This window comes from Desmonostoc muscorum LEGE 12446 (assembly GCF_015207005.2).
GTDB classification, from domain to species: domain Bacteria; phylum Cyanobacteriota; class Cyanobacteriia; order Cyanobacteriales; family Nostocaceae; genus Nostoc; species Nostoc muscorum.
The window spans coordinates 3,136,488-3,149,058 of record NZ_JADEXS020000001.1; the positions used below are offsets into that span (position 1 = coordinate 3,136,488).

Annotated in this window: 12 protein-coding genes; 6 read left to right on the forward strand and 6 right to left on the reverse strand. The window is 42.6% G+C overall.

Going from position 1 to position 12,571, the window contains the following annotated elements; all coding sequences use genetic code 11:
- Positions 1 to 48: 48 nt before the first annotated feature.
- The 5 genes from IQ276_RS13485 to IQ276_RS13505 all read right to left on the reverse strand — a co-directional run bounded on the left by IQ276_RS13485 (position 49) and on the right by IQ276_RS13505 (position 4,939).
- Positions 49 to 1,041, reverse strand: coding sequence for a DUF2278 family protein (locus IQ276_RS13485; RefSeq protein ID WP_193919749.1), 993 nt, complete (start codon positions 1,039 to 1,041; stop codon positions 49 to 51).
- A gap of 290 nt (positions 1,042 to 1,331) precedes the next feature.
- Positions 1,332 to 2,012: a glycerol-3-phosphate 1-O-acyltransferase PlsY gene (gene plsY / locus IQ276_RS13490; protein WP_193919751.1), complete on the reverse strand. Its 681-nt coding sequence runs from the start codon at positions 2,010 to 2,012 to the stop codon at positions 1,332 to 1,334.
- A gap of 127 nt (positions 2,013 to 2,139) precedes the next feature.
- Positions 2,140 to 3,414: a DUF3086 domain-containing protein gene (locus IQ276_RS13495; protein WP_193919753.1), complete on the reverse strand. Its 1,275-nt coding sequence runs from the start codon at positions 3,412 to 3,414 to the stop codon at positions 2,140 to 2,142.
- A 194-nt stretch (positions 3,415 to 3,608) separates the two neighbouring features.
- Positions 3,609 to 4,025, reverse strand: coding sequence for a DUF3119 family protein (locus tag IQ276_RS13500; protein WP_190881774.1), 417 nt, complete (start codon positions 4,023 to 4,025; stop codon positions 3,609 to 3,611).
- 116 nt (positions 4,026 to 4,141) lie between these two features.
- Positions 4,142 to 4,939 (reverse strand): MlaE family lipid ABC transporter permease subunit, encoded by a 798-nt coding sequence (locus IQ276_RS13505; protein WP_235115642.1) that lies wholly within the window; start codon positions 4,937 to 4,939, stop codon positions 4,142 to 4,144.
- 80 nt (positions 4,940 to 5,019) lie between these two features.
- Here IQ276_RS13505 and IQ276_RS13510 point away from each other — a divergent pair, with 80 nt between their 5' ends.
- The 5 genes from IQ276_RS13510 to IQ276_RS13530 all read left to right on the forward strand — a co-directional run bounded on the left by IQ276_RS13510 (position 5,020) and on the right by IQ276_RS13530 (position 8,331).
- Positions 5,020 to 5,190: a hypothetical protein gene (locus IQ276_RS13510; protein ID WP_235115643.1), complete on the forward strand. Its 171-nt coding sequence runs from the start codon at positions 5,020 to 5,022 to the stop codon at positions 5,188 to 5,190.
- A 269-nt stretch (positions 5,191 to 5,459) separates the two neighbouring features.
- Positions 5,460 to 5,756, forward strand: a complete 297-nt coding sequence (locus tag IQ276_RS13515) for a hypothetical protein (protein WP_190881761.1) — start codon at positions 5,460 to 5,462, stop codon at positions 5,754 to 5,756.
- Between the two features lie 536 nt (positions 5,757 to 6,292).
- The gene (gene sppA, locus IQ276_RS13520) at positions 6,293 to 7,114 is read left to right on the forward strand and encodes a signal peptide peptidase SppA (protein ID WP_190881762.1); all 822 of its coding nucleotides are present in this window, start codon (positions 6,293 to 6,295) and stop codon (positions 7,112 to 7,114) included.
- 102 nt (positions 7,115 to 7,216) lie between these two features.
- The gene (gene aroH, locus IQ276_RS13525; protein WP_235115644.1) at positions 7,217 to 7,630 is read left to right on the forward strand and encodes a chorismate mutase; all 414 of its coding nucleotides are present in this window, start codon (positions 7,217 to 7,219) and stop codon (positions 7,628 to 7,630) included.
- 176 nt (positions 7,631 to 7,806) lie between these two features.
- Positions 7,807 to 8,331, forward strand: coding sequence for an opioid growth factor receptor-related protein (locus IQ276_RS13530; RefSeq protein WP_193916578.1), 525 nt, complete (start codon positions 7,807 to 7,809; stop codon positions 8,329 to 8,331).
- Positions 8,332 to 9,286: 955 nt separating this feature from the next.
- Here the strand turns inward: IQ276_RS13530 and crtR are convergent.
- A complete protein-coding gene (crtR, locus tag IQ276_RS13540) occupies positions 9,287 to 10,177 on the reverse strand; it encodes a beta-carotene hydroxylase (protein ID WP_190881775.1) in 891 nt (296 codons plus the stop codon).
- A gap of 442 nt (positions 10,178 to 10,619) precedes the next feature.
- Here crtR and pyk point away from each other — a divergent pair, with 442 nt between their 5' ends.
- Entirely contained in the window at positions 10,620 to 12,386 is a 1,767-nt protein-coding gene (gene pyk, locus IQ276_RS13545; protein WP_073639998.1) for a pyruvate kinase, read from the forward strand.
- Positions 12,387 to 12,571: the final 185 nt, after the last annotated feature.

Consider the following 12,571-nt stretch of genomic DNA (forward strand, 5'->3'; position numbering starts at 1 on the left):
TAATTCACAAATGACTAATGACTAATGACTAATGACTAATAATTAAAATTAAAACAAAATCGTGTAACCTTGGTTTTGAGTATCTTTCTTGGTATAGGAAACACCATCAATCTTGAGTCCTTTGTCATCAAGAAGGGTAATCATGCCGCTATTATTGTCGAGTTGGATGCCGTCTTTACCCAAAGGCACTCTCAGTACTTCACCAGGATTAATGATGCCACTAAGGCGTTGCTTGCGCTTAAGCCGATCCGCAAGTGCCCAATTACTCAACTCAACTTTATTAGGCGAGGTATTAATTAAAGATACTGTCTCCTTACCTATGTCGTCTCCCAGGGGATTCACTAAAGCAGCAATAATCCTAACCGCTGCTGTTGTCGGTGGTATTACTACATCTATTCTGTTGCCAGTGGTATCGTCAGTATGGAAAGACTGGGACTGGAACGCTAAAAAGATGCCCACCCACTGATTCCGGGCTGGGTAGTGAATCAGCAGTCCGCCATCTTGCCAAACACCATTATCTTTTTGAAATGAACCGGCGTTACCCTGGTTCATGTGGATGTCATGGATACCGTTACCAGGGAGAAAACCAAAATACTTGTCTTTAACATTCGGTTCCGGCCCAAACTTTTCACCAAAGGGGTAGAGAACTGCTTCTGGTGAAGCGATCGCCCGACCAATATATAATTCTAGTAACTCGTTGAGGTCGTTATCTGGACCTGGCACATTGTAGGGTAACGCTTTCATCTGAGTTGGATCGAATAAATTCGCCCGGATATAGTCTAAAGCCAGTCCTCCAGGTTTGCTTACCAACTCATTAAAGCCAAAATCCAATTCCTCCAATTCCTTTGTGATGGGGTGAGAGAAATTTTCATCCACAAAATACAGCAGTTCTGAGGGACTTTCCTTTGATTTCACATTAATGGCGATGCGATGCTTTTGCTTGTTGTCTGTCAGAAGCACTTCGTAATGGGGACTAGATCCTTCACCAAGCTTTCTATCTATAGCCCGACCTTTTAGAACACCATAATTTTTTAATGGCATCTATTTCTCCTCAATTTCATACTGCACAAGACTACATTTAGGCAAATATTAGCTATTAGACATCTCAAATTTCAGCAATAACGACTGCATAATCTGTTTTTAGTTACTAAGGTAATTACAAACAAACTATGCGATCGCATTATCGATACTTGTATTAATTTCTAATAGCTAACTCACACCAGACTTTCCGCAAAATCTAAAATTAAAAATGGTATTAAATGAGTGAACAGTTATCAGTACTTACTAATAACTGTTCACTGTTAAAGATATATCTGTTGGTCGTTGGCAAATTATGCAGTTTGTTCTGGTTCACTGGCTAAATTTTGTCCAATTTTTGGCTCGGTACCAGCAATTAGTCGTTCGATATTACTGCGGTGGCGGAAAATCACATAGAACCCACCAGCAATCCCAAACAGAATATAGGGTAAAGGTTGATGCAAAAGCAGCATGAAAATAGAAACAGCGATCGCACCTACAATTGAACTCAAAGAAACAATCCGCGATATCGCTACGACAACGGCAAATATACCTGCTGTTGCTAAACCTACCTGCCAATTCATTGCCAACAAAATCCCCAAACTAATAGCAACCGATTTACCGCCACTGAAGCCCAAAAAAATTGATTTACTATGTCCAAGGATGGCAGCTAAACCAACTAAAGTTAATACCCACGGTTGCCACAGTTTTGCATCTACCGTTGGAGGGATATAATTTTGACTAGCGGCAAAATTGAACAACCAATAAACCAGAGCGATCGCTAATACTCCCTTCAAGGAATCAAGTACTAAAACGAATGCTCCTGGCCCTTTCCCCAAGGTTCTCAGCACATTCGTTGCCCCAGTGGAACCGGAACCAACTTCTCGAATATCAATACCTTTTAACTGCTTAACAGCAATGTACCCGGTGGGAAAGGAACCCAGTAGGTAAGCTACAAGTACAATTGCCCCGCACAGAGTTAACCAGATAGCCATAATTAAGATTCAAAAATCCAAATAAATCTGGGTTGACACCATTTCTTCTTGAAGCTGCGCCTATAGAAATTACATCAATAAAGCGCAGTCTTACATAGATTTGGTATGCCCCATGCCTAATGACTAATTAAAAGTCATCATCATAGTTTCTCACTGTTTTGGGGTCGGGGGCAAAGGCCAACCATAAAGGAAATTGCAGCAACGACAAACTGATTTGATCTTCTGAATCGTCAATAATAATCAAAGGCAATTGATTGGCTTTTACCAATCGGTCTGCTTTCTGAGCCAGAGCTTCCGACGCCTCAAATAATACCACGCCTCGGTCTGGACCAAAATCTGGGCGACCGATTCCCAGACAGTCTTGCAAGCCGCGCCGCCATTCACCTAATCGCTCTGGTGTGTTAGCTAAAACTAAAGTACGGACGCGATCGCCATAGAGCTTGTGTAATATCGAAATTGCAGCTGAGGCAATCAGGATATTTTGCAAGCGACTACCCATTGTCCGCAAGCCACCCCGTCCTCCTTGGCTGAAAAACCAGTTGGAAACTCGTTCCGCGTGGACTGGCTCAAAGGTGCGGCGCAATTGCCAAGGGGGACCATAGTAATCTGGCTTATTTCGGTATTGGTCAATTAGGCGGCGAATTTGCTTTGTAGTATCTTGAAACTGTTGTTGGGCAAATTGTGGTGTTCCCGGCTGAGATTCAGCTGGTTTAACCTCTTTGACAACTGGTTTTTCTCTTTCTACCACAGTTGGCGTCAGTTGCAGCTGCTCAGCAGCAGCGGCCAAATCCTGTAAGCTACCTGTGAGATAGTCTTTAAAACCCTGCACTCGAATGGCTAAGTCTTGGGATGCTCCCGCAAAAGTGGTTCGCATCTCATTGCGGATACGTTCCTGACGGCGTTCTAGCTGTTCTATAGAAATTTGTAGAGCTTGTTTGCGTTGTTCTAACTGCACTAGCGATTCTTGTACGAGTCGTCCCAGAGAAGTTTGAGTTTCACTCAACTGTGTCTGAAGAATTTTGTATGAAGCTTGCAGGCTGGCTATTTCTTCCTTAAGAGCTGCTTCGGTGCTTTGCAACTCTGCCACTCGCTGCTGTGTTGTGGCGTATAGTAAACTATTTTCTGATTCTGATGTGTCTGACCCCAGTGCGGCAGTTTCCGGTTCCAACTGCTCCACAAACTCGCCATTGGAATTTTGTGTTGGCTCTGCTGTAGAATTTACCTCTTGTGTATTAGAGATAGTTGGCTCAAAAGTTGCTTGGTCTTGTGATGAGCTAACGGCTGCTGTTTCCACCGCTGAATCAACAGATGGGTTTGTTGGATGTTCAACTCCATTGGTTTGTTCTTCTTCTGTCAACCACTCATCAATTGGTTCTGGGGTTTGAGATGCCTCTGGATTCATAAACAATAGTGTAATTCCTATGATGCGAATAAATAGCTTTCAGAAATATTACAATTAACAAGCTTTCAAAGTCCTAAATTTCTACAGGTACTCAATTTTGGTTTTTGAGTATAGATTAGAACTATTTGCCATTCCGGGATAAATTTGAGCGGCGGCTTGTACCGCTCAAATCTTCAGTGCCTCAAGACTTAGTACTAAATACGTGGACAACGTTGTTCTAAGCAAGTTTTCAAGGTGTTGGGGTCAAATAAAATCGGCAAAAAGTGAATGCTTTTAACTTCTTTAAAGTAAAACAGGATGGGGACTTTATTCCAGAAGATACGCCAATTTTGCCATTCCTGGTACGGAAAACGTCGAATCAATTTTTCGCCCCTGTAAAGATCTAAGTCGGTGGCGGTAAATTGCAAGCGCAGCGTTAATGTCTGAAACATGAGGAATAAGCCAAACAGCATCAAAACAAAGCCTATCCACGGTTGTAAGAATATTAGTGGAATAGCAGTAATCACCAACACCACAGGTATATTGTAACTAGGCTTGAGTTCCACAGTTGCAGTTGAGTTAGGAGCAAATGAACTGGTCACAGTCTTAAATCCTGCTTTGTTAGTACATATCTCTCCATTTTAGGAGTCAGGAGTTAGAAGTTAGGAGTTAGAAGTTAGGAGTTAGAAGTTAGGAGTTAGAAGTTTTAACTCATAACTCATAACTCATAACTCATAACTCCCAATTCTTAGAGTCCTTGCAGGAATCCACTGCCAGTCCCCTGAAACATTAACCAAGAAAGAAAAAAGTTGCTCACAAAGATAATCAGCAAGGCAGTCACAACAGCAGTTGTGGTTGACTGTCCTACACCTTTAGCTCCTCCTGTTGTTGTCAAGCCCCAACTGCAACCAATTACAGCGATGAGAATACCAAAGCAGCACGCTTTGATCATGGCGCTAAAAATATCCCAAAGACCAAGAAAGTCACGGGCTGAGTCTAGAAAGACTGTATCAGATAGGTTGTAAATATTTGTCGCAATTATCAATCCCCCCAACATCCCTGTGACCAATGACAGCAGGGTTAAAATTGGCAGCATTAAGAAACAAGCAATAACGCGGGGGATGACTAGGTAATCGATTGGATCTGTTCTTAGCATCAACATAGCATCGATTTGTTCTGTCACCCGCATGGTACCTATTTCTGCTGCAAAAGCAGAACCGACTCGCCCCGCCAAAATCACTGCTGTTAAGACGGGAGAGAGTTCTCGTGTCAAAGCTAGGGAAAGCACTCCGCCGATAATGTTTCCTGCACCAAAGTTAATAAACTCTCGCGCTACCTGAATGGTAAACACCGCGCCGACGAAAATAGCCGTTAATAAAGCAATAAATAGGGAATCCGGCCCAACTGCTGCCATTTGCTCTAAAGTGTTGCGCCGATGGATTTTGCCCCTCAATAGGTGAACTAGTACTTGCCCACCCAAAAAAATCGCCGCCAGCAACCGCTGACTCCATTCTCCTAAACTGGATTTGGATGTAGTCTGGTTCAATGTTCTGTAGCTAACTCGGTAACTGCCTTAAGAATAGCGGAAGTCATGGGGAATGGGGAATGGGGAATGGGGAGTGGGGAATGGGGAATGGGGAATGGGGAATGGGGAATGGGCAGTGGGGAGCAGAGGGGAAAAATTTACTGCAACTTCCCCTGCTCCCCTCATCTCCCTCATCTCCCTCATCTCCCTCATCTCCCTCATCTCCCCCACTCCCCACTCTCCAAACAAAGCCGAATATTAACTTACTTTAAAGATGTTCTCAGAAAATAAAGCTGGTATTAAAGGTGTTGCTCAGGAATAAATAGGTGGTAACTTCGGCTGTAACCTTTATTTGACAAGTATTTTGTAAATTTAAGTCGTTTTTAACATCCCCAGCATGTGGCGTAACTGGTAGCGGTTTCTTTTAATGAAAACTTAAGATTTTTGACAGATTGTCAGCTCTGAAGCGATCGCACGTATTGTAGAAAATGACAAACCGCTATCTAGCTGTTGTCATCTTCACTCATGGAGTTTGTCTTCAATGACTATTTTCACTAACTTTCTCCGCTCCCTGTTACTGACGATCGTTTTTAGTTTTGTCGCTCCCATGTTGCTAGTGGGTGGGGCGTTGCTGTTTTTATTCCTGATTGGTCACTTCCCAGGCTTACAAGAATTAACTGAGGCGATCGCTACTGGTATCGTCCATTTTCTGGCTACCTTTGGCAGTGGAACTCCTCTACGTGGATTATTTGTAATCAGCTTGACCTGTACTTTTGTCGGGACACTGTTTGACATTTACGTTTGTTATCGGTGTCAAATTTTACGAATCGATTCTTAAATAGTGAAAATAGCTTTGCTCAGACACTCATGGGCTGTACAAAACACCAAAAAGTGATGTTTCCCGAAGTGAAAATACTACTGGTCTTAACCTCCATAGCGATTAGTCTTGTTCAACAATTTTTTTATTAGTTAAAATCACCGCCAAAATTATTAATTCAATACTTATTAGTTATTAGTTATTCATTACTAATAACTAGTGCATCTGTGCCCATGAAAAAACTGATTATTCAGAGTCCAAAAATATACAACACCAAATATTTTGAGATTTTTAATTCTTGAAAATTCTGAACATAGCCTTCCTCAATTATCACACTGGGCGCTAAACTAGAGCTTGGTATTTTATATTAGCCACAATCTTCAATAACTTGATTAGCATCCACCGAAAATGTCACATAAAAGTGTCTGCAAAATATAAAAAATTTCTTAAAATTATCAGGAAAACCATGCCTGCTTATGTTTCTTAACAGAACAAAGGAGGTCGTTTAGCCGCTGAGCATCTTATATTAAGTTTATTACGAGGTATGTTGACAACTCATGGTTTGGCCGTTTAAGCCCAAGTTTAAGAAACAAATTGCGCGGATTGAAATTACTGGCGCGATCGCCGGTGCTACTCGCAAACGCGTCTTAGAAGCCCTGAAAACTGTAGAAGAAAAAAAGTTTCCGGCTTTATTACTGCGTATCGATAGCCCTGGGGGTACAGTCGGAGATTCTCAAGAAATCTACAGTGCCCTAAAGCGTTTGCGCGAAAAAATTAAAATCGTTGCCAGCTTTGGCAATATTTCAGCTTCTGGAGGTGTCTACATCGGTATGGGAGCCGAACACATCATAGCTAACCCAGGTACGATTACAGGTAGTATTGGTGTGATTCTGCGTGGGAACAACTTGGAACGCTTGTTAGAAAAAATTGGCGTTTCTTTCAAGGTAATTAAGTCTGGCCCTTACAAAGACATTTTGGCTTTTGACCGAGAACTGACTCAACCAGAAGCAAACATTCTCCAAGAGTTGATTGACACAAGTTATCAGCAGTTTGTCCAAACGGTAGCAGATGGCCGTTCTTTGGCGGTAGAAACCGTCAGAAGTTTCGCTGATGGGCGAATTTTTACTGGACAGCAAGCCCTAGAATTAGGTATTGTAGACCGCTTGGGTACAGAAGAAGATGCCCGCCGTTGGACAGCAGAACTAGTCGGTCTCGATCCAGAAAAAACTCTGTGTTATACCCTAGAAGAACGTAAACCCTTATTGAGTCGCGTTCTACCAGGGAGTCGCCAGGGTTCATCTGGAATTCGATCTGGAATTGATTGGCTCGAATTTGAAATGTCTACTAGTGGCTTACCTTTGTGGTTGTATCGACCCTAGCTTGAGTTAGGAGTTAGGAGTGAGATGTTGAGAGTTTTAACTCCTAACCTCTAACTCCTAACTTCTAACTCCTAACTTTTTTGTTTTAAGGAGGATTTTCGCGTGGAGTGGCAAATGCGGGCTATTCGCGGGGCAACAACAGTTGCCGAAAATACTGTTGAGGCAATGCAACAAGTCGTCACAGAATTACTGGATGAACTAGAAAACCGGAATCAATTCCAGCCCAGGGATATTATTAGTGTGACTTTTTCAGTGACACGCGATTTAGATGCTATTTTTCCAGCTGCGATCGCCAGAGCGCGTCCTGGCTGGGATAATGTGGCAATGTTAGATGTACAGCAAATGTACGTTGAAGGCAGTTTGCAGCGCTGTATCCGCTTCTTAATCCATGCCTATCTGCCAGCCTCCGCCTCAATTCATCATATTTATTTACGCAACGCCGCCAGCTTGCGTCCTGACTGGAGTTTGCCACAGCCCTTACAAGCATCACAGCCAGCAGTTAAGTCAAAAGTGTAAATTATTTAGATAAATTTATGTAAAAAGAAATTGAATAAACTATTGCAGCGGCGATCAAACTGCTGAACTTGCTGTTATTAGTGGGAAAATATTACTAGCTTCTCTTTGTGATTTGCGATCATTGGTAAGGCGATCGCACTCAAAATTTAGATATTGAGTTATCGGGGTAGTTGGTAATGATTGTCCCATTCTATTTAGGGGAACAACCAGACTCAGAAGGTCGGACGATTGCCGAAATATGGGCTTGGGATTTTGAAGAATTAGAGTACGTCCACAATTATATTCAGTGGTTGTTTCCTTTGCCTGAGCGAAGTGCATTCAATCCTCATGCTCCCATTGTTGATGAGGAAGTAATTCAATTATTTCATAGCAACCAACGCCTACGTCAAAATTTGCTGCGTTCCTTTACAGTCATGCTTCAGTTTTATGGGTTGCAATGCCAGGAAAGTGAGGAAGGAAAAATAATTATCAGCAAGTCAGAAGACTATGCAAACCGTAAACATGAATGGGTCGGTATATTTAACCACAATTATCTTCGCATCACCCGGATTTTAAAGTGCTTGATGGCTTTAGGATTGGAGAATGAAGCCCAAGCATTTTATAAGTGCTTGCAGCAAATCTACCATGAGGATAGCAATCAGATTGGATCTGAAACATTTCAGTATTGGACAATTGCAGTCAAAGAGAATGGGAGGATTTAAAAAGTAAAAAGATAATCCTCATAATATAAATCGTGTAGCGCTGCTTTTGGGAGCTTTGTAGTCTGGAGACATGATTAACCCTCTTTTATCACTTTCGGGAGAGAATAATCTGGAATGCTTACAGCATAAGACTTTTACCAAAAACCATGATTCAAACCATTGTGTTAGAAAATAAACGCTCAAATGCCCGTTCTATCTACAGTTCAAAATTTGGCTTTGATTTTTATTTTCCCAGAGTGACAAAACAGGGTTAAGATGTACTGTTTTTTGAAGCCACACTTCACCAGGTTTCCGGTTCATCAATTAAATCTAATACTTCTTGTTCAACCACTCTCGAATGAGGAATATCTAGAGCATCCCAATCTGCCAGTTCAATAATCTCTGCAAGGTATTACCGCACTTGTTGAGCAATTTCAGGTTGCCATTGACGTAGTTTTGTCTCGAGTTCTTGGACTAAAGCATCCATTTCAAGCTTCTTTTAATCTTGGGTTCCTGAAACCATTATCAAATTATTCGTTGTATTCGGTTGAAGTTCTCTAGGATGTTCTGTTTGAATGAATTCATCAAACAGTTTGAAAAACTGATCTAGTGCAGTGTGTTCATCTTGGGAAAAAAATAAAATAATCTGATCCCAAGTCTGATTAGAAGTTAAATTAAATCTCTGCTGAATCCAGGTTTGAAATTCGGAAAATTGTTGTTCTTGTCATGTTTGAGGTATTCCTATCTGGCGACGAGCAAAGCAGTAACCTGCTAGAAAAGTGCGGAGATTGGATATAGAAGCTCGTCCCAAATACATGGCAGGACGTTTCTGTATATTGTGGATTAGGTCATATAAATCAACCATATGTCCCTCTAGCTTAAAATTCGGTTTCGGTGATCGCCCTCAGTTGATTGTGAAGACTGGCGTTGTCCATAATGTAGTTTCGTCAGGCAGCGATCGCTTTATGCAACAACTCTATTCTTCGTGGCGATGAAATCTAATTCCCAAAAAGATATCATAAACAAACTCAAAAAAGTCTTTTTTCTGTAACAACCCAGAAGTTTGATAACAGCCTTTTTCATCTAAAAGAGGCTTCATCAGATAATAAGTAGGCTGGTAATTATACCAAGGAATAGAAGGCCACAAATGGTGAATTAAGTGGTAGTTCTGTCCTAATATCAAGATATTAAGAATTGAGTTGGGATAGACGCGGGCATTTTTCCAGCGATCTCGCTCTACAAAAGGACGATGGGGTAAATAGTCAAAAAATAATCCGAGTGTTATTCCTACTACAAAAGCAGGTACGAACCAAAAATTCAGAATGTAACCTAAAAAATGGTATTGAACTGAAATATAAATAATTAAACCGATAATTAAGCGGCTAACGAACCATTCTAGTAGCTCATATTTACGCCACAATCGCCGTTGAAAGAAAAATACCTCATGATATAAAAACCGAAATGCAATCAGCCACAAAGGCCCGCCTGTAGAGACATAATGATCCGGGTCATCTTTGGGATGGTTAACATGACCATGATGTTGCAAATGTACCCGTGTAAACACTGGAAAAGCAAAAGCCAGCATCAATGCACTACCATGCCCTAACATTGCGTTAATTAGTCGATTGCGATGGGCAGATTGATGACAGGCGTCGTGAATTACCGTCCCAGCACAATGCAACGCAATAGTGTTAATACCAAAACATAGCCAGTCCGGCCATTGCCAAAGCCAGTAACCAAAGTTAGATAATACAAGCATTCCCACAGCAGCCGAAAACAGCAGCAGTGTTGGATTGAAATCACCAGGAGGCGCTAAAAATTCCTTGGGTGGGATTGTTAATGGCTTTTGTGCCTCCGACGTGAGCATTATTGACATTGACTCCTTGTTTGTTTATCAAACATTACGAATATACGATAAAGATTAGGGAATAGTAAAGTTTTATAAATTTTTGTATAGCAAGATTTATCCGCAGCTTAGCATATCGGCAGATGAATAACGCTATGATTCCAGACGAGGCTTAGTCTTTACTGATGAGTAGGGTGTGAGAGTTGGCAAAAAGTTGATAAGATAAACTCCCGCCAAAAAAGATGAGGGGGATGAGGGAGATGAGAGCAGGGGAGCAGGGGAGGCAGGGGGAGAAAGAATAACCAATGCCCCATACCCCATGCCCAATGCCCAATGCCCAATCCCCAATGCCCCTTTCTCCGACAACCCTACTTTAACTGCTTAAATCTGATAGCAGCGATCAAAAAGGAGATGCCATTTAAAGTACGATGACTTCCCAGATAGCTCCCTAAATTCAGCCCCTATGCAATTAAGAGATTCTCTACGCCGGACAAAAATCGTCGCTACTATTGGTCCCGCCACAAGCAGTCCTGAAATGCTCAAGGCGATTATTGAAGCGGGAGCAACGACACTGCGGCTAAACTTCTCCCACGGAACTCATGCAGATCATCAGCGTAATATTCGCTTAATTCGACAAACCGCTTTTGAACTAAATCAACCAGTGGCTATTCTGCAAGACTTGCAGGGGCCAAAAATTCGCTTGGGTAAGTTTGACAATGGAGCTATAGTTGTAGCAAAAGGCGATCGCTTCACTTTGACAAATCGTCCGGTTGTAGGCACACAGGAAATTAGCTGCGTCACCTATGATTATTTAGCCCAAGAAGTCCCGGTTGGTGCAAAAATCCTCCTCGATGATGGACGAGTAGAAATGGTAGTAGAGGAGATTAACCGTGACAAAGGTGATTTGCACTGTCGCATTACTGTGGCTGGCAAACTTTCTAATAATAAAGGTGTAAACTTTCCTGGAGTTTACTTGTCAATTAAGGCAATGACCGACAAAGACCGAGAGGATCTGATGTTTGGTCTAGATCAGGGTGTAGATTGGGTAGCACTTTCCTTTGTCCGCAATCCCCAGGATTTAATCGAAATTAAAGAGCTAATTTCCAGTACAGGCAAGCAAGTGCCAGTGGTTGCCAAAATTGAAAAACACGAGGCCATTGAACAAATGGAAGCGGTTTTGGCTTTGTGTGATGGCGTGATGGTTGCCAGAGGCGATTTAGGCGTGGAACTGCCAGCTGAAGATGTCCCCGTACTGCAAAAGCGGCTGATTGCTACAGCAAACCGTTTAGGGATTCCCATCATTACTGCCACTCAGATGTTAGACAGTATGGTGAGCAATCCACGTCCCACTCGTGCCGAAGTGTCAGATGTGGCAAACGCGATTTTAGATGGCACAGATGCGGTAATGCTTTCCAATGAAACTGCTGTAGGTAATTACCCAGTAGAAGCAGTAGCAACGATGGCACGCATCGCCGAGCGCATCGAGCAAGAGGAGGCACAGTCAACAGTACGTCAGCTAAGAGATACCAGACGTTCAATTCCCAATGCTATTAGTCAAGCTGTGAGTCAAATTGCAGAGCAACTGGGAGCAGCAGCAATTATGACTCTGACCCAAACTGGCGCAACAGCTCGCAATGTCTCGAAGTTTCGTCCCCATACACCGATTTTAGCAGTAACACCCCATGTGAACGTGGCGCGACAACTACAGATGGTATGGGGAGTAAAACCGCTGCTAGTGCTAGGATTGCCTTCCACCGGTCAAACATTTCAAGCTGCCATCAACGTCGCTCAGGAACTGAAGTTACTGTCTGAGGGAGATTTAGTAGTGATGACTGCTGGCACACTCCAGGGCATTTCAGGCTCCACAGATTTGATTAAAGTTGAAGTGGTAACGGCAATATTAGGTCACGGAATAGGACTGGGACAAGGTTCAGTCAGTGGTCGCGCACGAGTAGCGAATACTAGCATGGATGTGAGTAACTTTAATCCCGGAGATATTCTAGTTGCTTCCCGCACAAATGCCGATTTTGTTGAGGCAATTCGCAAAGCTGCTGGTATTATTACCGAAGATGAAAGTCTGACAAGTCACGCAGCAGTAATTGGGATGCGTCTCGGTGTGCCAGTGATTGTCGGCGTGAAGCAGGCGACGCAAGTAATTCGAGACGGGGCAATTATAACGCTGGATTTACAACGGGGTTTGATCTACTCTGGGGCGGTGAAAACGTCGTAGTATTGGGGACTGGGGACTGGGGACTGGGGACTGGGAGATGAGGTAGTGAGGGATAAGAATTATAACCCAATACAGTTCAGTTAAGCCCAAAACCCTCATGTAGAGACGCGATTCATCGCGTTTTCAAGACCAATATTCTACGCCAATAACCCTTAACTGAACCGTATTGAATTATAACCAATCCC

Excerpts from the sequence above, each read along its gene's own strand:
- crtR (WP_190881775.1), bottom strand. The coding sequence starts at position 10,177 with ATGCTCACGTCGGAGGCACAAAAGCCATTAACAATCCCACCCAAGGAA.
- pyk (WP_073639998.1), top strand. The coding sequence starts at position 10,620 with ATGCAATTAAGAGATTCTCTACGCCGGACAAAAATCGTCGCTACTATT.
- sppA (WP_190881762.1), top strand. The coding sequence starts at position 6,293 with ATGGTTTGGCCGTTTAAGCCCAAGTTTAAGAAACAAATTGCGCGGATT.
- IQ276_RS13495 (WP_193919753.1), bottom strand. The coding sequence starts at position 3,414 with ATGAATCCAGAGGCATCTCAAACCCCAGAACCAATTGATGAGTGGTTG.
- IQ276_RS13510 (WP_235115643.1), top strand. The coding sequence starts at position 5,020 with ATGGGGAATGGGGAATGGGGAATGGGGAATGGGCAGTGGGGAGCAGAG.
- IQ276_RS13485 (WP_193919749.1), bottom strand. The coding sequence starts at position 1,041 with ATGCCATTAAAAAATTATGGTGTTCTAAAAGGTCGGGCTATAGATAGA.
- plsY (WP_193919751.1), bottom strand. The coding sequence starts at position 2,012 with ATGGCTATCTGGTTAACTCTGTGCGGGGCAATTGTACTTGTAGCTTAC.
- IQ276_RS13515 (WP_190881761.1), top strand. The coding sequence starts at position 5,460 with ATGACTATTTTCACTAACTTTCTCCGCTCCCTGTTACTGACGATCGTT.
- IQ276_RS13530 (WP_193916578.1), top strand. The coding sequence starts at position 7,807 with ATGATTGTCCCATTCTATTTAGGGGAACAACCAGACTCAGAAGGTCGG.